The organism is Aquitalea pelogenes (genome assembly GCF_001515305.1).
In the GTDB taxonomy this organism is placed as follows: Bacteria; Pseudomonadota; Gammaproteobacteria; order Burkholderiales; family Chromobacteriaceae; genus Aquitalea; species Aquitalea pelogenes.
Genome location: NZ_LNQV01000033.1, coordinates 18,340 through 40,731, shown reverse-complemented (window position 1 = coordinate 40,731; position 22,392 = coordinate 18,340). Strand labels below are relative to the sequence as shown.

The following is a 22,392-nucleotide window of genomic DNA, read 5'->3' as shown; positions in this document are numbered from 1 at the left end:
CTCGCTGCCATCTTGCCATGCCTGCTGCAAATAAAAATGCAGGCTACCCGTGGGTAGCCTGCATGAGGATGGAACACTGCCGGCGGATCAGACCAGCCCGCGTTCCTTCAGTTGCTGTTCGAACTCCACCATGCACTTGGCGGCGGTTTCCAGCATCTGGTCGATTTCTTCCTTGCTGATCACCAGCGGCGGTGCGGACACGATATGGTCGCCGCAGGCACGCATGATCAGGTTGTTCTTGAAGAAGATATCGCGGCACATGGTGCCGATTTCACCAAAGTTGGGGAACAGCTCACGGGTGGCCTTGTTCTTGACCAAGGTAAACGCCTGGATCAGACCCACACCGCGCACATCATCCACATGCTCGAACTGACCGAACACTTCGCGCCAGCGTTTTTGCATGTAAGGGCCAGTGTCGTTCTTGACGCGATCGACAATGCCTTCGTCACGCAGCGCCTTGACGTTGGCGTGTGCCACAGCAGCCGCCACCGGGTGACCGGAGTAGGTAAAGCCGTGGTTGAAGTCACCACCTTCGGCCAGCGTGGTGGCCACTTTCTCGTTGACGAATACCGCGCCAATCGGCTGATAGCCGGAGGACAGACCCTTGGCGGTGGTGAAGATGTCCGGCTTGAAGCCGAATACCTGCTGACCGAACCATTCACCGGTACGGCCAAAGCCACAGATGACTTCATCAGCCACCAGCAGGATGTCGTACTTCTGGCAGATACGCTGGATTTCCGGCCAGTAGGTGGACGGCGGCACAATCACGCCACCCGCGCCCTGGATAGGCTCACCCACGAAAGCGGCTACCTTGTCGGCACCCACTTCCAGAATCTTGTCTTCCACCCACTTGGCGGCGGCCAGGCCGAATTCTTCCGGCGTCATGTCCTTGCCATGTTTGTACCACCACGGCTGTTCAACATGCACGATGCCCGGAATCGGCAAATCGCCCTGCTCGTGCATGTACGTCATGCCACCCAGGCTTGCACCACCGATGGTGGAACCGTGATAGCCGTTCCAGCGGCCGATCAGGGTTTTCTTGTCCTTCTTGCCCTTTACATCCCAGTAGCGGCGAACCATGCGAATCATGGTATCGACGGACTCAGAGCCGGAGTTGGTGTAGAAAACGTGCTTGAAACCTTCCGGTGCCACTTCGGACAACAGGTGGGACAGCTCCACCACCGCCGGATGCGTGGTCTTGAAGAAGGTATTGTAGTAAGCCAGCTGTTCCATCTGCTGCTTGGCTACTTCCGGCAGATCCTTGCGGCCATAACCGATATTGACACACCACAGGCCCGCCATGCCATCGAGAATCTTGTTCCCTTCGGAGTCGTACAGGAAGATACCCTCTGCCTTGGTGATGACACGTGCACCCTGCTGGTTCAGCGAGTTGGTGTCAGTAAACGGGTGCAGATGGTGTGCTGCATCCAGTTCGCGCCATTCGGTCGTAGTACGTTGGTTCTGCATAAAAGCTTCCTCTCTACTATCTCTCCAGCCCTCTGGGGGCTTATTGTTTGGCTGACCGGAATCGGCCAGCCTCAGGCTGCAACATGACGCTTTCCACGCCAAACCCGGCTTTACGGGCTGCGGAATCATCTAGTCCGTTGCAACTGCCACTACCCTGACATCGGGTGTTCCGGATGCCGGCTGCCGGCCAGCGATGACCGGCAGCACTCACCTGAAGCTTCTTCTTATACGTGCAACAGCAGGAACTTGCGCTCCCACGGGCTGATGACGCGGAAGTATTCGGAGAATTCCTTCTCCTTCATGCCCAGGTACATCTTCACAAAGTGCGGGCCCATCACTTCAGGGATATCCGGGCAGGCGGCCAGACGCTTGAGCGACTCTTCAGCACCATGCGGGAACTGGAAAGGCAACTCGTAAGCATCGGTGGACATCGGCTCGCGCGGCTTGATCTTGTTGACAATGCCCAGATAGCCGCAGGCCAGGGTGGCAGCCATGGCAATGTACGGGTTCACATCCACGCCAGGCACACGGTTTTCCACGCGACGGGCGGCCGGCGAAGAATGCGGTACACGCAGGCCGACGGTACGGTTGTCGTAGCCCCACTCCACATTGGTGGGTGCTGCGGTGTACGGACTCAGACGGCGGAAGGAGTTCACGTACGGCGCGAAGAACGGCATCACTTCCGGAATGTAGTGCTGCATGCCGCCGATGAAGTGGAAGAAGATGTCGGACGGGCTGCCATCTTCATTGGTGAACACGTTCTTGCCGGTGTTCTTGTCGATCAGGCTCTGGTGCATGTGCATGGCGGAGCCGGGTTCGTTTTCCATCGGCTTGGCCATGAAGGTGGCGTACATATTGTGGCGGAATGCCGCTTCGCGCACGGTACGCTTGAACAGGAATACCTGGTCGGCCAGATCCAGCGGATTGCCATGCAGGAAGTTGATTTCCATCTGGGCGGTGCCGATTTCATGAATCAGCGTATCCACTTCCAGATTCTGCGCATGGCAGTAGTCGTAGATGTCTTCGAACAGCGGGTCGAATTCGTTCACCGCGTCGATGGAGTAGGAACGGCGGCCGAATTCGGCACGACCGGTACGGCCGATCGGGGCGGACAGCGGAATGTCCGGATCCGGGTTCGGCGACATCAGGTAGAACTCCATTTCCGGTGCCAGTACCGGTTCGAAGCCCAGTTCGTCAAACAGGCCCAGTACGCGCTTGAGCACGCTACGTGGTGCCACATCCACCAGCGAGCCATCGGCGCGGTAGCAGTCGTAGATCAGCTGGGCGGTCGGGTCCACAGCCCAGGGCACGAAGCGCAGGGAGTTCGGATCCGGTGTCAGCACCATGTCCGGGTCAGTCAGGTCCAGCATGCTGTCGTCCGGATAGTCGCCGGTCACAGTCTGGATCAGCACCGCTTCCGGAAGACGCATTTCCGGGTCGGAGACGAATTTGTCTTTGGGAACAATCTTGCCGCGTGCCACACCGGTCATGTCCGGGACAATACACTCGACTTCCGTGATGCGATGTTCTCGCAGCCAATCATTGATTTGATTCATGTTTTCCTCTACTTCCATAGTGGCCGGTAAACCGGCTCTGGATGACGTGCGTCTCAGCCCTGTCGGCTGGCACGACGCGCGCGGCAAGCGTCACCGAACGCGTTGAAAATGGCCATGGACACCGGGTTTTCCCAGTACTTCCATTCCGGATGCCACTGCGCGCCGTAGGCAAAGCCTTTGGCATCCCTGACCCGGTATGCTTCCACCAGCCCGTCATCCGCCACGCCTTCCGCAATCAGGCGGTCGGCCAGACGTTTGATACCTTGCTGGTGCAGCGAGTTCACCTTGACTTCATCCTTCCCCAGCCAGCTCTTGAGCAAGCTGTCCGGTTGCAGGTGCAAGACATGTGCCAGACCATACATCTCATCCAGATTCTGAGTATCCGGCTCGCGATGATCGCGGAAGCCTGGCTCTTCCTGTACGTGCTGGAATAGTTCGCCGCCCAGTGCAACATTGATTTCCTGGAAACCGCGGCAAATACCCAGAAGCGGGATGCCTTCTTGCAGAAGAAGGTCGATGAACGGCAGCGTGGTTGCGTCACGCGCCGGATCATGAAGTGTTCCCTGGCGGCTGGCTTCTCCGCCATAACGATGTGGCTCTACATTGGACAGCGAGCCTGGCAACAGCACGCCATCCACAAACTTGAGATATTCACGCAGTGGTGCATCTTCACCCAGCGCCGGAATCAGCACAGGGATACCACCAACGCCACCTGCGGCAGCTGCAATGTATTTCTCGCCAACCGCGTGAAATGGCAAACCGCTAACCAGTTTGACGTCACACGGAATGCCGATGATCGGTTGCTGCATAAGGACCTCGTTTACTCGATTTAGGCGTCCGCCTTGCGGATGCCGACAGTTACTGCCTTACCGCCTGCTACTGACATACATAAGGAAGGCTGTCGTGACAGCGGAAACAGCTACGCCACCACGTCACCTTACCCCACCTGGCTATTCATACCGCATCTGAACAGCCAGGCTCGAAACCACACTGAAGGGCCGAAACAACTGGGCAGATGAAAGTATGTTGTCACCGTGCAGGATACCAGCACGAAACAGCATGCCACGGTTCTTGCAACAAGCCAAGGTTTGATCAAATATACTGTTGCAGATGTTTAAAAAAATCCACAGCGCACTTGATTCATGTGGTCGATTCTGGCTATAAACTCGAAAACTTGCAAAATAATTTGATTTTGCGACGCAACAACAGATGCAGGATACGATCAAAAACCCGTATGATGGAACGTCTAAAATTCTTAACATAGATGGAAACCGCCAGATGGATGTTGGAGCACGATTGAGAGTGGTCAGAGAGCGCTTCGGACTCTCGCAACGCGAGCTTGCCAAACGGGCAGGCGTGACAAACGGCACGATCTCGCTGATCGAGCAAAATCGCGTCAGCCCGTCGATCAGTTCCTTGAAGAAAGTGCTGGAAGGCATGCCCATGACGCTGGCCGAATTCTTTACCTTTGATGTAGAGCCGCAACAGCCACGCGTGTTCTATCAGGCCAAGGATTTACCCAATCTGGGCAATGATCAAATCAAATTGCTGCTGGTTGGCACTGCGCACGAGCGTCGTGACATTGCCATCCTGAAAGAACATTACGAACCGGGTGCCGACACAGGGCCTGACATGCTGACGCATGAGGGTCAGGAAGGTGGTGTTGTCATTGCCGGTTCGATTGAACTCACGGTCAACAATGAAACCCGTGTCCTGGGCCCGGGCGACTCTTACTATTTCGACAGCAAACTGCCGCACCGCTTTCGCAATGCCGGCAAGGAAATCTGTGAAATCGTCAGCGCCAGCTCGCCGCCCACATTCTGATTGACGGTTGCCAGTCACGAGCAACCGGGATCACCGCATATAACATCAGGAGAACACCAATGGCTCGTACCCATGCACAGTGGAAACAGTTTGCTGCCGAACTCAATATCGAAGGCCGCGCTTTCATCAACGGCGCGTACACCAGCGCCGCCGATGGCAAGACTTTTGACTGCATCAACCCGGCCAACGGTCAGAAGCTGGCCGACATCGCCTGGTGTGGCGAAGCGGAAGTGGATGCAGCGGTCAAGGCAGCCCGTGCTGCTTTTGAATCGGGTGCATGGTCCGAACTGGCACCGCTGGCACGCGGCAAGATCCTCAAGCGTTTTGCCGCACTGATTCGCGAGCATGGTGACGAACTGGCGCTGCTGGAAACCCTGGACATGGGTAAGCCGATTGGCGACTCCACCACGGTGGACGTGCCGGGTGCGGCGTATTGCGTGGAATGGTTTGCTGAAGCCATCGACAAGATTGGCGGCGAAGTGGCACCGGTCGACCCCAAACTGGTAGGCCTGGTCACCCGTGAAGCCATTGGCGTGGTGGCTGCAGTGGTGCCGTGGAACTTCCCCATCCTGATGGCCAGCTGGAAATTCGGCCCTGCGCTGGCGGCCGGCAATGCCGTCATCGTCAAGCCGTCGGAAAAGTCTCCGCTCACCGCCATTCGCCTGGCCCAGCTGGCCAAGGATGCCGGTATTCCGGATGGCATTTTCCAGGTATTGCCGGGTGCCGGTGAAGTCGGCAAGGCGCTGGCCCTGCACATGGACGTGGATTGCCTGGCATTCACCGGCTCCACTGGCGTGGGCAAGCTGATTGCCGGTTATGCCGCACAGTCCAACCTCAAGCGCGTATGGCTGGAGCTGGGTGGCAAATCGCCCAATATCGTGCTGGAAGACTGCGCCGACATCGCCAAGGCAGCCCGCACTGCCGCCGGTGGCATTTTCTTCAATATGGGTGAAATGTGCACCGCCGGTTCACGCGTGCTGGTGCACAGCAAGGTGAAGGAACAATTCCTGGCTGAATTCAAGAAGGCTGCCGAAGGCTGGTATCCGGGCGATCCGCTGGACCCGGCCACCAGCATGGGTGCCATTGTGGACAAGATCCAGTACGACAAGGTGCTGTCCTACGTCGACAAGGGCATCAGCGAAGGTGCCGGCCTGATTTGTGGCGGCAAGGCAGCCCACACCGACAAGGGCTTGTTCATCGAACCGACGGCCTTTGATTGCCAGCGCCCGGACATGACCACCTGCCGCGAGGAAATCTTCGGGCCGGTATTGTCCGTCATCACTTTCGATACCATCGACGAAGCTGTCCGCATTGCCAATGACACCGAGTACGGCCTGGCCGCTGCGGTATGGACTTCCAATGTCAGCACCGCACACCAGGTTTCGCGTCGCCTGCGTGCCGGTACGGTATGGGTGAACTGCTATGACGAAGGTGGCGACATGAACTTCCCCTTCGGCGGCTTCAAGCAATCGGGTAATGGTCGCGACAAATCGCTGCACGCGCTGGAAAAGTACACCGAACTGAAGAGCACCCTGATCAAGCTGTAAATCTTTCTGCTTGCCATAAGCCTGCGGGCCTTTGCCAGTGATGGCGAAGGCCCGTTTTGCTGCAAGTACTCTCGACAGATTTACAAGATGTACTGCTGAATGATGCCGATTTGCCGCTCCGCCAGCGTCAGCAATTGACTCGCATTACGTGCAGCATCTGCCGCACTGGCGGAAGATGCTTCTGCCATTTGCACCACCTGCTCGATGCGATGGGCAATACTGTTGGCCGACTGCCCCTGCTCGGCAATGGAAATCGCCATTTCCTCCACCATTTTGACGGTACTGACCGTCGCATCACCAATCTTGTTGATTGCCTGATCCGCATCATCGGCCCTGGATACGCCCAGACGCGCCAACGTTTCGGCAACTTTCATTTGCTCGGTGGCCTGGCTGGATTTATCTCGCATGGCATGAATGGTTTGTGCGATTTCCTGCGTGGAAACCGAAGTACGTTCTGCCAGCTTGCGTACTTCATCCGCCACCACCGCGAATCCCCGTCCCAACTCTCCGGCCCGGGCAGCCTCAATTGCGGCATTCAAGGCCAGCAGATTGGTCTGGTCAGCAATATCCTTGATCACCAGCACCACGGTATTCACTGTACTGCTATAGTTTTCCAGCTCGCGGATACTGGCACCCGACTTCTCCACTGCCTGGGAAATTTCACGGATATCCTGAATGGTCTGGCTGATGGTGGCCGAGCCCTGATGTGCCAGCGTTCCGGCTTCATGCGCGAGGTTGCGGGCATGGGTTGTTCGTTCGGCAATATGGTTCACCGCAACCGTCATTTGTTCGATCGATGCGGCCATACTGGCAGACGCTTCACTCTGCTGGCTGGAAGCCAGGGCCACCTCCTTGGCTGACTGACTGAAATCCCTGGAAGACACCATCACGGCGCGAGCACTGGTCTGCATTTCGCCAAAGTTATGATGCAGATTCTCAATCAGTGCATTCACGGTATTCAGCACATCACTGACTTCATCCCTACCCTTTCGCACATGACGCACGGTAAGGTTTTTATCCTTGTTCAACTGGTGAATAACGGATTTCATTTCAGCCAGGCCACCAGCGATAGCCCGGTAAACATTTAAATATACAAGCGACAATATCAGAAAAGAAATTCCGGCAACGGAAGAGAGTATAAGCACATTGCGGGCCGAAGCGGATGCATCCTCACGTTGAATCTTCTCTGCAATTTTCATGTTGTAGGCAATATGCTCACGAATAGCGCGCATGAATGCCTCAGCCGCCATCTTGACATCCCCATTCAAAAATTGCGCAAGAGCAATGCTACGCCCGGTCCCGGTCGACTCCATAGCAAGTGCCGACAGCGCCACTTTATTGTAGTATTCAAAAGCGCTCTTATCCTTTAAAAGCAGTTCCTTGTCTTGCTGATCATACAGATTATTGCTTTCATATCGATCTAACGCCTGCTTCAGCAGCACTGCTGCCGCCTGAAACATTTGCAGCAGCTTTTTACGCTCATCGGCAGAATCGACCAATAATGACTTGTTGGCATCGGTCCGCATTTCTACAAATGCATCAACGGCACTATTCAAATCCCTGACTGATGGCAGCAGATTATTCAAGGCATCATCCAGTCTGCGATCTGCCATTTTTTCAAAACTGATTGCCATCACAACCAGAATCAACATGGTCAATACTGATACCAGAATGGACATTAACAATCTTGATGAAAGTTTCATCACACACCCCAGTCATTTGGCGGGAAATATCTTGCTTATAGCACTCTCATCATCAGCTACAAGCATTACCAAATAACCGCGAATCGGCCTTTAGTACAGGTTGAAATATCTGCAAAATAATAGGACGTCAACTAAGACAGTTTCATCATCGCATTTTCATTACACACACACTCCCTTTGCCAGCCGTAGCAATTAATAAATAAAAATTCAAAATTTCAATAAAAAAGGCGCTTCCTCAGAAGCGCCCGGCAACAACATCGGTATTGATTGATTACTGTAAAACCATTACCCGGCCAGACAGCCAGCACGCGTGAAGCAGGCTGCCTGTCAGCACATGGGACACATCATCAGGCTTGCGCTGCCATATTCAATGCCACCGCCTCGGCCACGCGGATGCCATCCACACCGGCAGACAAAATGCCACCGGCGTAGCCAGCGCCCTCACCGGCCGGATACAGCCCCTTCACGTTCAGGCTTTGCAAATCCTCACCACGCGTGATGCGCAGTGGCGAGCTGGTGCGAGTTTCCACCCCGGTCAGCACTGCATCGTGCATGTCGTAACCACGGATTTTCTTGCCAAACTCGGGCAGGGCTTCGCGCATGGCCGCAATGGCGAAATCCGGCAGCGCGGTGGACAGGTCGGTCCAGTGCACGCCAGGCTGATAGGAAGGCTCGACCGAGCCCACCGCCGTGGAGGCACGTCCAGCCAGGAAGTCCCCCACTAGTTGGGCAGGTGCTTCGTAGGTGCTGCCACCCAGCACATAGGCGTGGCTTTCCAGCGCGCGCTGGAAGGCAATGCCAGCCAGCGCACCACCCGGATAGTCTTCCGGGTTGATACTCACCACCATGCCAGAGTTGGCATTGCGCTCGGCACGGGAATACTGGCTCATGCCATTGGTGACCACGCGCCCCTCTTCCGAAGTGGCTGCCACCACCTGACCACCCGGGCACATACAGAAGCTGTATACCGCACGGCCATTGCTGGCGTGATGCACCAGCTTGTAGTCGGCAGCACCCAGAATGGGGTGCCCGGCATATTTGCCCCAGCGCGCCTTGTCGATCATGGTTTGCGGGTGCTCGATGCGGAAACCGACCGAGAACGGTTTGGCTTCCATGAACACGCCACGCTGGTGCAGCATCTCGAAGGTATCGCGCGCACTGTGCCCCAGCGCCAGAATGACATGATCCGCCTCGATCTGGCTGCCATCGGCCAGCGTCACACCGCGAATGTGGCCGTTGTCGATGTGCAGGTCGGTGACACGCTGCTGGAAGCGGATTTCACCACCCAGCGCTTCGATTTCCGCCCGCATTTTTTCCACCATGCTCACCAGGCGGAAAGTACCGATGTGCGGCTTGGCGATAAACAGGATTTCTTCCGGCGCGCCGGCCTTGACGAACTCGGTGAGCACCTTGCGGCCCAGATGGCGCGGGTCCTTGATCTGGCTGTACAGCTTGCCGTCCGAGAAAGTACCGGCTCCGCCTTCACCAAACTGCACGTTGGATTCCGGGTTCAGCACATTCTTGCGCCACAGGCCCCAGGTATCCTTGGTACGCTCACGCACTTTCTTGCCGCGCTCCAGCACGATGGGCTTGAAACCCATCTGGGCCAGTACCAGCGCAGCCAGCAGGCCACAGGGGCCGAAGCCCACCACCAGCGGACGCTTCTGCAGCGTGGCCGGTGCCTGGGTGACAAAGTGATAGCTGGTATCCGGCGTGGGCAGCACATGGGCATTACCCTTGAAGCGGGCGAGCAACCTGGCCTCGCCTTCCACTTCCATGTCGATGATGTAGGCCAGGCTCATCACACCACGGCGCGCATCGTAGCTGCGCTTGAATACGGTGTAGCTTTTCAGGTCGGCCGGCTTGATGCCCAGGAAGGCCACGATGGCATCGGAGAGTTCTGCCTCGCTGTGATCCAGCGGCAGTTTCAATTCGGTAATGCGTAACATGCTGATTCCAATACTCAGGTTGCTGTCTATTCAACAAGGGCCGTATTGTAGGAGGGACGCCCTGCAAAAGCAAAACCGGCCACAGTGGGCCGGTTCTGCATATAAGGAAAACAGGCTTAGTCGCGGAAGTTGTTGAACTGCAGCGGTACGCCATTTTCCTTGTCGTCGGCAATTTCCTTGCGCAGCAGGGCAATGCATTCTTGCAGCAGGTCGCGCTTGGCACCGGACACACGTACTGCCTCACCCTGGATGCTGGCCTGCACTTTCAGTTTGGCATCCTTGATGATCTTGACGATCTTCTTGGCCATCTCGGTTTCCAGGCCTTCCTTCACGGTCAGCACTTTCTTGACCTTGTTGCCACTGACCTTCTCCAGCTTGCCATACTCCAGGCTGCGCACGTCAACGCCACGCTTGGACAATTTGTTGACCAGGATGTCGTTGACCTGATCCAGCTGGAATTCCGCGTCGGCATACAGGGTGATGTCCTTGTCGGTCTGCTCGATGCGGGAATCGCTGCCCTTGAAATCGTAGCGGGTGGACACTTCCTTGTTGGCTTGCTCAACGGCGTTGCGCACTTCTACTTTATTGACTTCGGAAACAATATCAAAAGACGGCATGGGAGATCCTGTAAGGCTGAATAGCTCAATGGCGCAATTTTAGAGACTGTATGCCGCCTTGTCACCCGCCGCCCCTTGATATCGACAGCATCTTGCCTGTCCGCACTCGCAAGGCATGACACTGGCACATTCCGCTTGTCGTTTGAGCGCAAATCTTCAATCATGCTGTTTTAACCCGCGCAGGCAAGCAATCATGATCGTCACCCCCGAACAACTGGCGGCTTTCACGGCCGCCGCCATGCTGATCACCCTCTCCCCCGGACCGGACAACCTGATGGTACTGAGCCTGGGCATTGCCAAGGGCCGTCGTCAGGGCATGGCATTTGGTCTGGGCTGCGCGCTGGGCTGTATCACCCACACCCTGCTGGCCGCACTGGGCGTGAGCGCCCTGATTGCCGCCTCGCCCACGGCCTTTGGCCTGCTGAAATTTGCTGGTGGTGCCTACCTGGTTTATCTGGGTTGGCAAGCCATCCGCAGCCGGGGCAGCAGCCTGAAGGCCGACAAGGGTTCGGTTGATGACACGCCGCTGTCTGCCCACTTTCGCAAGGGCCTGATCGCCAATGCCATCAACCCCAAGGTGGTGTTGTTCTTCCTGGCTTTCCTGCCGCAATTCGTCAATCCGGCACAGGGCCATAGTGGCTGGCAAACTGCCATTCTGGGGCTGATCTTCACAGCACAAGCAGCCTTGCTGTTTGGCAGCCTGGGTTATTTTGCCGGTGCCATTGGCAGCTGGCTGACCCGTACCCCCAAGGCCAGCCAGTGGCTGGACCGCATTGCCGGCAGTATTTTCATCGCACTGGGCTTGCGCCTGATCCTGTCACCGCAGCGCTGAAACTGCCTGTCGGCTTATTTGATCCAGATGCAAAACGGGTTGGCACATGCCAACCGTTTTATCCTGGTGCTGCCGCTCTGTCTTACTTGAGCACCAGAAACTCCACCAGCACGTTCTTGAAGATAAAGCCCACCACGCCAAAGCCCAGCACCAGAAACAGGATGGCGGTACCCATCTTGCCCGCCTGGGACTTCTTGCCCAGATCCCAGATGATGAAGCCCATGAAAATGATGAGGCCGGTCAGGCACACGGCCATGGAAATATCGGTAAATTGCTCTTCAGACACCCTGATGTTCCTTGATGAATGCAGTGGTGGGCTCACATGATTTGTCGTGACATCTGCCAGTCAGACAAACAAAGTCGTTACGATACGCCGCATTGATCCGGCTCTCAACTTTTCCGCCGTTCGGCTACTGCACCAAATAAAAAACCGCCCGAAGGCGGTTTTGTTCACGGGGCCAATCAGCCGCGCTTGAGTTTGGCGTTGGCGGCAATCCGCATGCGCAGGGCATTGAGGCGGATGAAGCCGGCCGCATCGGCGTGGTTGTATGCGCCACCGTCTTCGTCGAAGGTGGCGATGTTCGGGTCGAACAGCGAATCGGTCTTGGATTCTCGACCAACAACGATGACATTGCCCTTGTACAGCTTCAGGCGTACCCAGCCGTTTACAGTGGCTTGCGAAGCGTCGATCAGGCCTTGCAGCATCTGACGCTCCGGGCTCCACCAGTAGCCGGTGTAAATCAGCTTGGCGTACTTCGGCATCAGCTCATCCTTCAGGTGGGCCACTTCGCGGTCCAGCGTGATGGATTCGATGGCGCGGTGTGCCTTCAGCATGATGGTGCCGCCCGGGGTTTCGTAGCAGCCACGGGACTTCATGCCGACGTAACGGTTTTCCACGATGTCCAGACGACCGATACCATGCTTGCCGCCCAGGCGGTTCAGCTCGGTCAGCACCTGTGCCGGGGTCATGGCCACACCGTTGATGGCGGTGATGTCACCCTTTTCGTAGCTCAGCTCGATGTATTCGGCCTGGTCCGGGGCATTCTCCGGGCTGACCGTCCACAGCCACATATCTTCTTCCGGCTCGGCAGCCGGGTTTTCCAGCACGGTGCCTTCGTAGGAGATGTGCAGCAGGTTGGCATCCATGGAGTACGGGCTGCCACCGTTCTTTTTCTTGCTGATGTCGATGCCGTGCTTTTCAGCATAGGCCAGCAGCTTTTCACGGGACAGCAGGTCCCATTCGCGCCACGGCGCAATCACCTTGACGTCCGGTTTCAGAGCGTAGTAACCCAGCTCGAAACGCACCTGGTCGTTACCCTTGCCGGTGGCACCGTGCGATACCGCATCGCCGCCCACGGCATTGGCGATTTCGATCTGGCGCTTGGAGATCAGCGGACGGGCGATGGAAGTGCCCAGCAAGTACTCGCCTTCGTAGATGGCGTTGGCACGGAACATCGGGTAAACGTAATCGCGCACGAACTCTTCGCGCAGGTCTTCGATAAAGATGTTTTCCGGCTTGATACCCAGCGCAATGGCTTTCTTGCGGGCCGGCTCCACCTCTTCACCCTGGCCGATATCGGCGGTGAAAGTGACCACTTCACAGTGGTAGGTGTCTTGCAGCCATTTCAGGATGACGGAGGTATCCAGGCCACCGGAGTAGGCCAGCACTACTTTTTTGATGTCAGACATGATGCGTTTTCTTTCCAGCGAATCTAGTGGGTTGTCCTGCCGGTTCAGTCGTACTGATGACCAAGCAGCAGATATTCGATCAGGGCTTTCTGGGCGTGCATGCGGTTTTCCGCCTCGTCCCATACCACGCTCTGCGGGCCGTCGATGACTTCGGCGGTCACTTCCTCGCCGCGATGGGCAGGCAGGCAGTGCATGAACAATGCGTCCGGCTTGGCATGCTTCATCAGTTCGGCATTTACCTGATAGCTGGCAAATGCTTCCAGACGGGTGGCACTTTCGGCCTCGTAGCCCATGCTGGTGAACACGTCGGTGGTAACCAGATCGGCACCTTCCACGGCCTTGACGGCACTGTGGCTGGGCTCGAAGTGTTCCGGGCCGTAGTGTTCGCCATCCAGCACGGTCAGCTCGTAACCTACCGGGGTTGCCACCTTCAGCTTGAAGCCAAGAATCTTGGCTGCCTGCAGCCAGGTACGGCATACATTGTTGCCATCGCCGATCCAGGCAACGGTCTTTCCCTTGATCGAGCCACGATGCTCGATGAAGGTAAAGATGTCGGCCAGAATCTGACAGGGGTGGTATTCATTGGTCAGGCCATTGATGACCGGCACTTTGGAATGCGCAGCCAGACGTTCGACCAGCGATTGCTCAAAGGTACGGATCATGATGATATCGCTCATGCGCGACAGCACCCGTGCCGTATCTTCAATCGGTTCACCGCGCCCCAGCTGGGAGGTCTTGGTGTCCAGGAACATCGCATGACCGCCAAGCTGGGCCATGCCGGCTTCAAAGGAAACCCGCGTACGCGTGGAATTCTTTTCGAAGATCATGGACATTACGCGGCCTACCAGCGGCTGATACAGCTGTTTTTCGCTGTGTCGTCGCTTCAGAACCTTGGCACGCTCGAAGATGTGACGATACTCCTCGTGATTCAGGTCGCTGAATTGCAGGTAATGTCCTACTTGCTTCATGGGTAAGATTTCCAAAAAAAAAGACCATCGCGCATAGAACACGGTGTGTGTCTTCATGCGCAATGGCACATTACTACACGCAGGTCTCAAGTCAGTTAACTGGTGTCGCAAAACCGTATCAATTGGATACTGGATTTATATATTTGCGACAATTGTTATATTTATCGGAAATTGACCATTCTGACAAGGTCTCAGCCAAACAACAATCTGTCAGGCAAATGCGAAAGCTCCCTATCTTTTAGCACTCTGACATACATTTCTCCACCATCTTCGGCGAGTCCGTGCATTTCTATGGTTTTTTGTGTCTTTTGCAGACGTGCCAGATAAGACAGGATACTGTCGTCAATCACCTGCCCCGGCACCAGAACGGGAATGCCAGGCGGGTAAGGGACGATCTGGTCGCAACACACCCGGCCATTGAGCGCGGCATTGGGTCGACCATCATCATCCAGCAAAGGCAGGCGCTCGCCGGCTTCGTAAAATGCATCACGTGGCAGGCAGGCCAGGCGGGAAAAACGCGGAATCTCCGGCATCCGCCCGACAGCACGCGGTGCGCGTTTCTCCTTGGCCAGACGCAGCAGCGCATCATACAGCCGTGATACCTTGCTGCGCGTGGTACCCATGGTCAGCAACAGGGTGATGGTGCTGAAGGTGGATTTCTCCACCTGAATGTTGTATCGCTCGAACAATTCATGCTGCAGCTCGTCGGTGGTAAAGCCGGACTGGCTGATATCCACGGTCAGCTTGGTCGGGTCCAGCCGGATGCCGTCCTCGCGCATCTCCTCTGGCAGCAGGTCTTCCAGCTCCAGCACGCGGAAAGCCGCGGTGGAGTTGATCTTGTCGCGCAGCTCTTCCGCCAGCTTCAGCGTGCGGTCCAGCAGCCGGTAGCCCTCGGTCACCGCCTGCTTGCGTGCCACGTCCAGGCTGGCAATCAGGTTGTATTGCGGACTGGTGGAGGTATGCATATTGAAATTCTCCCGGAACAGATGCTCGTCAAATCCGGGGTCATTCACGTGAATCATGCTGGCCTGCGAGAAGGCGGACAGAATCTTGTGGGTGCTTTGCGTGACATAGTCGGCACCGGACTCCAGTGCCGTGGGGCGGAACGCCGGGTGGAAACGGGCAAAACCGTACCAGGCTTCATCCACGATCACCTTGATGCCTTTCTCGTGTGCAGCTTCGATGATGGGCACCAGGTCATAACGCAGGCCATCATAGGTGCAGGAGGTCAGAATCAGCACCCTCGCATCCGGGTTGGCTTCGATGGCGGCAAAAATGGTGGCCTTGGGTACCGGACCGAAAATGCCGTACTGCTTGTTGATGGAAGAATCCAGATACACCGGCAAGGCGCCGGACAGAATCACCCCGTGATGCACGGATTTATGGCAGTTTCGGTCCAGCAGCAGCTTGTCACCGGGTGCCAGCAAGGTCTGGAAGATCACCTTGTTGGAAGTTGAGGTGCCATTGGTAGCAAAATAGGTCTTGCGTGCGCCAAAGGCTTTGGCGGCCAGCTTTTGCGACTCGGCAATCACCCCGGTAGGGTGCAGCAGCGAATCCAGCATCGGTACCGAGACCGACAAGTCGGCGCGCAGCATGTTCTCGCCGACAAAATCATAAAAATCCCCCACCCACGGGCTGCCTTTGAGCGAATCGCCACCCGCGTGGCCAGGCGTGTGCCAGGAATCCTTGGCCATGCGCACATACTGCTTGAGCTTGTCGTAAAACGGCGTGGCAGACTTTTCCGCCAGTTCGGCAGTGAGGATACGGAACCAGCCGTTGTAGTCGGTTTCGTCGCGGTAGAAATAGCCATCCACCGCGTGACTGGCCAGATTCTCCACCAGCACGCGCTCGTCATCATCCATCAGCAATACATACAAGGATAATTCCGGGCGAAAATCACTGATCTGGTTGGCCAGCGTCACCGCCGCCTGATTCAGGCCCTTCTCTTGCAACTGCTTGTCCACCAGCACGGCCTGGATATCACCATCACGCCGGATGATGTCCATTGCCTCCTTCAGACGGGAGGCGCCAATAAAGGTGAGGCCATAAGGATTTTCCAGCCGCACGGCCACGGCACCCAGCCCGGCCAGAACGTCGGACTGCCACTTTGCATCATCGCTTACCACCAGAACGCGGCTAACGGGTGTCATCAACTCATTTCTCCTGTGTGCAGAACACTGCGTACTTGTTATTTGTCTGTCCATGCGTACGCAAAACGTCTCAGTCAATTCTTGTCACAAGCCAACCGCTTTCACGCGAAGCTTGTGCCGTTGCTGATCACGCTTGATGAATTTGGCTATCGTATCCACAAGCTGAGTGCGTCGTCATTTTGCAAAGCACCATTTGCGCACAAACGAAAATCCATGACGCTTTAGCCGCTAAATCAGCCTCAGCTTGCGGTACAATCCCGCCATGCTGACCGATGCCGAAAAAGACGCCATTCGCGACCACTACCGCACCATTGCCGACAACCTGCCGGGCTTCCGCCCGCGCGCGGCACAACGGCGCATGCTGGCCGAGATTGCCAACGCCCTGTCCCGCAGCCTGGAAAAGCAAGGCGATGCTTATCCCAACCGCGAGGGTGAAAGCATCGCGGTGATCGAAGGGCCGACCGGTGTTGGCAAAAGCCTGGCCTACCTGCTGGCCGGTGGCGTGATGGCTAGGTCGCGCGGCAAAAAACTGGTCGTCACCAGCGCCACCGTCGCCCTGCAAGAGCAGCTGGTTAACCGCGACCTGCCCTTCGTAGTGGAAAACAGCGGCCTGCCGCTCACCTTCGCGCTGGCCAAGGGCCGTGGCCGTTATCTGTGCCCGCAGCGCATCTACGCCCTGACCGCTGAAAATGCCCAAGGCCAGCTGCTGGCCCCGGACCCGATGCTGGCCTTATGGGACCGCAAGCCGCAAGCGGGAGAAATAGAAGCCCTGCGCAGCATGGCCGATGAGTTCTACTACCGGCGCTGGAACGGCGACCGCGACACCTGGAAAGAAGTGATCGAGGACGGCTTGTGGAGTCGGGTCACCAACGACCGACACGGCTGCCTGAAAGCCGCCTGCCCCAACCGGCCGGAATGCCCGTTCTATCTGGCACGCGACACGCTGGAAACCGTAGACGTCATCGTCGCCAACCACGACCTGATGCTGGCCGATGTCTCCATGGGCGGCGGCGTCATCCTGCCTGCGCCGGAAGACAGCTACTACTGCATTGACGAGGCGCACCATCTGGCCAAAAAGGCCATCAACCAGTTCTCGGCCGAACACTCGCTGGCCCAGGCCATGGGCTGGCTGGACAAGGTAGCCCCCACTGCCGCAAGGGTGGAAACACTGACCGGCAAGGTGGAAATCACCGCACAAGCCATGGATGCTGCCAGCGCTTGCATGGAAACGCTGAATGAATGGTTGTGGTTGCTTAGCGGGGAGGAAGCCCTCAGCGCGAACAGTGAAAACATGGAACCCACCTGGCTGATGGAAGACGGCCAGTTGCCGGAACGTCTGCAACAGCCGGCAAGCAATATGGCCATGGCCGCCCGCGCCATCTTCAAGCACCTGGCCGCACTGAATGATGCACTGACCGAAGCGCGCAAGGAAAAAGGCAGCGATACCACGCAAATTGACAAAGCCGCCGCCGATATCGGTTTTCTCAACGGCCGTGCCGAACAGCTGATGGCCGTGTGGGATCTGTTTGAAAAGGAAACAGAAGAAAGCGCACCGCCCATTGCCAAGTGGATCACCCGTCGCATTGAGGGCAAGGGAGACTACATATTCTCCGCATCCCCCGTCAGCGCAGCGGCCAGCCTGGCAGCCACCTTGTGGCGTCGAGCCGCCGGAGCCATACTCACCTCGGCCACCCTGCGCTCGCTTGGTGCCTTTGACCTGCTGCTTGGGCAAACCGGCCTGAAATGGCTGCCACAAGTGACTTGCGTGGCACTGGACTCGCCCTTCAACTTCACCGAGCAGGGTGAACTCTACCTGCCACCCATGCTGACCAGCCCCAAGGACCCGCAAGGCCATACCAGGGAAATCGTCGAATGGTTGCCCAAGCTGATTGATACCGCAGAAGCCGTCGGTACGCTGGTACTGTTCTCTTCACGCAAGCAGATGCAGGATGTGGCAGCTGCCTTGCCGGAGAGCCTGCGCAGCCAGTTGCTGATTCAGGGCGAGATTCCCAAATCCGTGCTGCTGGAAACCCACCATACCCGTCTCAAGAATAGCCAGGCCAGCGTCATCTTCGGGCTGGACTCTTTCTCCGAGGGGCTGGATTTGCCCGGGGAAAGCTGTGTCCACGTCATCATTGCCAAACTGCCATTTGCCATGCCGGACGACCCGGTTGGCAAGACACTGTCACGCTGGATAGAGAAGCGCGGCGGCAATCCCTTTGTCGAACTCACTGTTCCCGAAGCATCCATCAAGCTGATCCAGGCCGTTGGGCGCCTGATCCGCACCGAGCGCGACTATGGCCGTGTCACCATTCTGGACAATCGGCTGGTGAAACAAAGTTACGGAAAAAAGCTGTTGTCCTCGTTACCGCCATTCAAGCGCATCTGATTTTCAGGTAAAATTGCGGGTAAACCCGCTATTGCCTTGCCACAAAGACAGTCCAATACAACAACACTGTCTTTGCTATAGATAAATACTAGAGACCACACCTTAAAGAGCACACTCCGGTTAATCACCATGATTTGCAATCCATATGAAGTAGTCATCCAGGGACTCACCTCCGAAGGCCGCACCTTCCGCCCCAGCGACTGGGCAGAACGTCTGGCTGGCATCCTGGCCTCTTTCGGTGGCGATCAGAAACTTTCCTACCACGCCTTCGTCCGCCCCATGCTGCTGGAAGGTGTGCGTTGCGTTGCCGTCGACAAGAAGCTGCAGAAGATCGATCCGCAGGTCTTCCAGTTTCTGATGGATTTCGCCAAGGACAATGATTTGCGCATTGTCGATTGTCGAACACTGATCGACGAGATCTACCCCAACAAGTTTTTGGCATAAATACAACAAATCCGGTTTGGCGAGGCTTGATCTGCATCATTACTGCAACATCACCGTCACATTTTGTGGTTAAACTTCGACAGTACTGACGTCCTGGACGGCTCAAACATAGAGTTCCGCCACAGCCAGTACGCATAACGAAACACAAAACCCCTGATGGAGCACTGATGATGCACAAGAAAAGCTTAGCCGCACTGGTTGCAACCCTGTTCGCCGTTCCGTTCGCCGCTCACGCCGACGTAACCATTTATGGTTTCCTGAGCAGCAGCATCGAATCCACCAAAGCTACCGGCGCTACCGCCGGCTCCGCTTCCGATTACAAATCCCGCACCCGTGTCGTGGATGACAACTCCCGCATCGGTTTCAAGGGTAATGAAGACCTGGGCAATGGCACCAAGGCCATCTGGCAGGTTGAAAGCAGCCTGCGCTACTTTGAACAAGGTGGCACTAACGACAAGAACGATACCGCCACCTTCGCCACCCGCAACTCTTTTGTTGGTCTGGACAACGGCACCTTCGGTAAAGTACTGCTGGGTCAGAACGACTCCGCCTACAAATCCCTGACCAACATCGGTCTGAACCTGTTTGGTGACACCACTGCCGAAAACAACGGTGCAGCCAACGTTTACAGCCGTGGCGAAGCCCGTCTGAAGAACTCCATCCACTACTTCTCCCCGAACTGGTCCGGCTTCCAGGTTGGTGGCTCCTACGGTGTAGATGAAAGCCGCACCTCCAGCGGCAGCAACGGTAGCACCAATGCTTCCCACCTGTCCCTGGCTGCCAACTACACCAACGGCGGCTTGCAACTGGCTGCTGGCTGGGATCGCACCAACGACACTGGCTTCAAACAAGACCAATTCAAGAACTCTGCCTACAACACTTACGCTTGGTCCGGCGCTAATGTGACCTACACCAAGCTGGCTGCCAGCTACAAATTTGCCACCGGTACTTTTGTTGGTGCAGGTTATGAATTCGGTCGTTTCGACCAAGCTATCGCTGGTGCCAGCTCCCTGAAGCAGGATGACTGGACTCTGTCTCTGGGCCAGGACATCGGTGCCGCTACCATTAAGCTGGAATACAGCTCGCTGGGCCGTCTGAAGGGTGCTACCGCTGGCACTGAGGACAACTACAAGGCTCATCAATGGGCCCTGGGTGTGGACTACAACCTGACCAAGACCACCAAAGTGTTCAGCTACTACACCAAGATCACCAACAAGAGCGCTCAGGCAGCTAACTTTGCCAACACTCCGGTATGGACCTCGGTTAGCGGCACTACTGGCACCCTGTCTCAAGGCGTTGACCCGCAAGCCTTCGGTGTTGGCCTGAAGGTAGCGTTCTAAGCTGAACATCGCTTAGCAACAAACTGTAAAACGGGCGTCCTTCGGGATGCCCGTTTTTTCATCATTTGCTAGAATGGAATATTGCCGCACACACCAAGACCACCACAATGAGCGTTGAACTGAAAACAGCCGCCGATATCGAGAAAATGCGTATCGCCGGCAAGCTTGCGTCCGAAGTACTCGACTACATCACTCCCTTCGTCAAACCCGGTGTCACCACCGAGGCCATCGACAAGCTTTGCCATGACTACATGGTCAATGTGCAAGGCTGCATTCCGGCTCCGCTCAACTACGCGCCGGACGGCCACAACCCCTACCCCAAGTCCATCTGCACTTCGATCAACAGCGTGGTGTGCCATGGCATTCCCAATGACAAGCCGCTGAAGAACGGCGACATCATGAACATCGACATTACCGTCATCAAGGATGGTTACCACGGCGATACCAGCCGCATGTTCTATGTCGGTGAAGTCAGCGAGCACGCCCGCCGCCTGTGCAAGATTACTTATGAATGCATGTGGCGCGGTATTGAAAAAGTTAAACCGGGCGCCACACTGGGTGACATCGGCTATGCGATTCAGCAATATGCTGAAGCCAGCGGCTACAGTGTAGTGCAAGAGTTCTGCGGCCATGGCATTGGCAAGCGCTTCCACGAAGAGCCGCAAGTCCTGCACTATGGCCGCCCCGGCACCGGGCTCAAACTGGAAGCCGGCATGATCTTCACCATTGAGCCGATGATCAATCAGGGTAAACGTCATCTGCGCATGATGGGTGATGGCTGGACAGTCGCCACCAAGGACCGCAGCCTGTCGGCACAGTGGGAGCACACCATTCTGGTTACCGAAACTGGTTATGAAGTATTGACACAGTCTGCCGGCACACCTGCCAAGCCCGCTTCTCGCTGAGTTTTATTAGCAATACAACAGTAAACACCCGCTCCAGGCGGGTGTTTTTGTGTAAATACTGGTTAAGCAGCAAGACTGAATCTATAGTTAAGGCCGTGATCTGACTGTACTTTAAGCGAGCATGACATGTTAACCATCGGCAGCAATTCAAGTGTTCTGAGTGCACAGTCCCAGCTGGAGAAATCGCGCAAGAAAACTGAACAGACTCTGGAACAGCTCTCGTCCGGCACACAACTGAACAATGCTGCAGTGAATGCTGCAAATACAGCCCTGTCACAATCCCTTGAGGCCCAGGTTCGTGGCGATAATCAGGCCAGCAGCAATGCACTGGACGGGATTTCCGTGGTACAAACTGCCGACAGTGCCCTGTCGCAATTGCAAAGCAATACCCAGCAGATTCAGGAACTGGCCATCCAGGCCGGTAATGCAGCCCTCAACAGCAGCAATCGTCAGGCCTTGCAACAACAGGTGGATCAGCTCACCCAGAGCAACTCGGCCATTATCCAGAACACCCAGTACAACGGCACGGCACTACTGAGCAGCAATAACAGCCTGCAATTTCAGGTAGGGCCCAATGGCGGCAGTGGTAACCAGATCAACGTCAACACCAGCAATCTGTCAGCCTCCCCTTCCAGCGGAGGCCTCAACAGCTACAATGCCAATCTGGCAGCCACCGGCACCATTGATCTATCCAGCCCCGCCAGCGCCATTGCAGCACAATCGCAGATGCAAGCAGACCTTGCCACCATTGGCAACTCGCGCACCCAGCTGGGTGCAGCCAGCAACCAATTTGCTGCGGCCATCGATAATTTGCAGAATGCCTCACTCAATGCCCAGGCAGCCAACAGTCGCATCAGCGACACCGACTTTGCAGCAGCCACAGCGCAATTGGTGCAGCAGCAAATCCTTGGCCAGTCAGCCATCGCCGTGCAGGCACAAGCCAATCTTTCCCAGCGCAGTGCACTCAGCCTGCTTGGCTAGGCCAGTGGCAACTTTCCGTCGTCCTGATACT

Annotated in this window: 18 protein-coding genes; 8 read left to right on the top strand and 10 right to left on the bottom strand. The window is 56.4% G+C overall.

The window, feature by feature from the left end; translation table 11 throughout:
- Window positions 1-87: 87 nt before the first annotated feature.
- The 3 genes from AWT75_RS14280 to AWT75_RS14270 all read right to left on the bottom strand — a co-directional run bounded on the left by AWT75_RS14280 (window position 88) and on the right by AWT75_RS14270 (window position 3,832).
- A complete protein-coding gene (locus AWT75_RS14280; protein ID WP_045848621.1) occupies window positions 88-1,467 on the bottom strand; it encodes an aspartate aminotransferase family protein in 1,380 nt (459 codons plus the stop codon).
- A gap of 224 nt (window positions 1,468-1,691) precedes the next feature.
- Window positions 1,692-3,023 carry a glutamine synthetase family protein gene (locus AWT75_RS14275; RefSeq protein WP_045848620.1) on the bottom strand — a complete coding sequence of 444 codons (1,332 nt, stop codon included), beginning with the start codon at window positions 3,021-3,023 and terminating at the stop codon, window positions 1,692-1,694.
- Window positions 3,024-3,076: 53 nt separating this feature from the next.
- Complete coding sequence (locus AWT75_RS14270; protein ID WP_062789764.1) at window positions 3,077-3,832, bottom strand: gamma-glutamyl-gamma-aminobutyrate hydrolase family protein; 756 nt, start codon at window positions 3,830-3,832, stop codon at window positions 3,077-3,079.
- Window positions 3,833-4,232: 400 nt separating this feature from the next.
- Between AWT75_RS14270 and AWT75_RS14265 the strand changes: the two genes are divergently transcribed.
- Window positions 4,233-4,847, top strand: a complete 615-nt coding sequence (locus AWT75_RS14265) for a cupin domain-containing protein (protein WP_231588940.1) — start codon at window positions 4,233-4,235, stop codon at window positions 4,845-4,847.
- A gap of 59 nt (window positions 4,848-4,906) precedes the next feature.
- A complete protein-coding gene (locus tag AWT75_RS14260) occupies window positions 4,907-6,394 on the top strand; it encodes an aldehyde dehydrogenase (RefSeq protein ID WP_062789762.1) in 1,488 nt (495 codons plus the stop codon).
- An 80-nt stretch (window positions 6,395-6,474) separates the two neighbouring features.
- On the opposite strand, the gene AWT75_RS14255 is transcribed toward AWT75_RS14260, so the two are convergent.
- The 3 genes from AWT75_RS14255 to AWT75_RS14245 form a co-directional block, all read right to left on the bottom strand.
- Complete coding sequence (locus tag AWT75_RS14255; protein ID WP_082696112.1) at window positions 6,475-8,097, bottom strand: methyl-accepting chemotaxis protein; 1,623 nt, start codon at window positions 8,095-8,097, stop codon at window positions 6,475-6,477.
- Window positions 8,098-8,444: 347 nt separating this feature from the next.
- Complete coding sequence (locus tag AWT75_RS14250; protein WP_062789758.1) at window positions 8,445-10,046, bottom strand: NAD(P)/FAD-dependent oxidoreductase; 1,602 nt, start codon at window positions 10,044-10,046, stop codon at window positions 8,445-8,447.
- 116 nt (window positions 10,047-10,162) lie between these two features.
- Window positions 10,163-10,663 carry a YajQ family cyclic di-GMP-binding protein gene (locus tag AWT75_RS14245; protein WP_045848614.1) on the bottom strand — a complete coding sequence of 167 codons (501 nt, stop codon included), beginning with the start codon at window positions 10,661-10,663 and terminating at the stop codon, window positions 10,163-10,165.
- 193 nt (window positions 10,664-10,856) lie between these two features.
- Between AWT75_RS14245 and AWT75_RS14240 the strand changes: the two genes are divergently transcribed.
- On the top strand, window positions 10,857-11,495 hold the full coding sequence (locus AWT75_RS14240) for a LysE family translocator (RefSeq protein ID WP_062789756.1): 639 nt from the start codon (window positions 10,857-10,859) through the stop codon (window positions 11,493-11,495).
- 82 nt (window positions 11,496-11,577) lie between these two features.
- On the opposite strand, the gene AWT75_RS14235 is transcribed toward AWT75_RS14240, so the two are convergent.
- From AWT75_RS14235 to AWT75_RS14220, 4 genes are all read right to left on the bottom strand, one after another.
- Window positions 11,578-11,751, bottom strand: coding sequence for a DUF2788 domain-containing protein (locus AWT75_RS14235; protein ID WP_233160942.1), 174 nt, complete (start codon window positions 11,749-11,751; stop codon window positions 11,578-11,580).
- Between the two features lie 206 nt (window positions 11,752-11,957).
- A complete protein-coding gene (locus tag AWT75_RS14230) occupies window positions 11,958-13,184 on the bottom strand; it encodes an argininosuccinate synthase (protein ID WP_045848611.1) in 1,227 nt (408 codons plus the stop codon).
- A gap of 44 nt (window positions 13,185-13,228) precedes the next feature.
- Window positions 13,229-14,152, bottom strand: coding sequence for an ornithine carbamoyltransferase (gene argF, locus AWT75_RS14225; protein WP_045848610.1), 924 nt, complete (start codon window positions 14,150-14,152; stop codon window positions 13,229-13,231).
- Window positions 14,153-14,343: 191 nt separating this feature from the next.
- Window positions 14,344-16,302 (bottom strand): aminotransferase class I/II-fold pyridoxal phosphate-dependent enzyme, encoded by a 1,959-nt coding sequence (locus tag AWT75_RS14220; protein WP_045848609.1) that lies wholly within the window; start codon window positions 16,300-16,302, stop codon window positions 14,344-14,346.
- Window positions 16,303-16,564: 262 nt separating this feature from the next.
- Here AWT75_RS14220 and dinG point away from each other — a divergent pair, with 262 nt between their 5' ends.
- The 5 genes from dinG to AWT75_RS14195 all read left to right on the top strand — a co-directional run bounded on the left by dinG (window position 16,565) and on the right by AWT75_RS14195 (window position 22,361).
- Window positions 16,565-18,691, top strand: coding sequence for an ATP-dependent DNA helicase DinG (gene dinG, locus AWT75_RS14215; protein ID WP_062789754.1), 2,127 nt, complete (start codon window positions 16,565-16,567; stop codon window positions 18,689-18,691).
- Window positions 18,692-18,820: 129 nt separating this feature from the next.
- Window positions 18,821-19,135 (top strand): DUF3579 domain-containing protein, encoded by a 315-nt coding sequence (locus AWT75_RS14210; protein WP_045848607.1) that lies wholly within the window; start codon window positions 18,821-18,823, stop codon window positions 19,133-19,135.
- Between the two features lie 167 nt (window positions 19,136-19,302).
- Complete coding sequence (locus AWT75_RS14205; RefSeq protein WP_239689600.1) at window positions 19,303-20,475, top strand: porin; 1,173 nt, start codon at window positions 19,303-19,305, stop codon at window positions 20,473-20,475.
- Window positions 20,476-20,582: 107 nt separating this feature from the next.
- Complete coding sequence (gene map, locus AWT75_RS14200) at window positions 20,583-21,380, top strand: type I methionyl aminopeptidase (RefSeq protein ID WP_045848606.1); 798 nt, start codon at window positions 20,583-20,585, stop codon at window positions 21,378-21,380.
- Between the two features lie 126 nt (window positions 21,381-21,506).
- Window positions 21,507-22,361 (top strand): flagellin N-terminal helical domain-containing protein, encoded by an 855-nt coding sequence (locus AWT75_RS14195; protein ID WP_062789752.1) that lies wholly within the window; start codon window positions 21,507-21,509, stop codon window positions 22,359-22,361.
- Window positions 22,362-22,392: the final 31 nt, after the last annotated feature.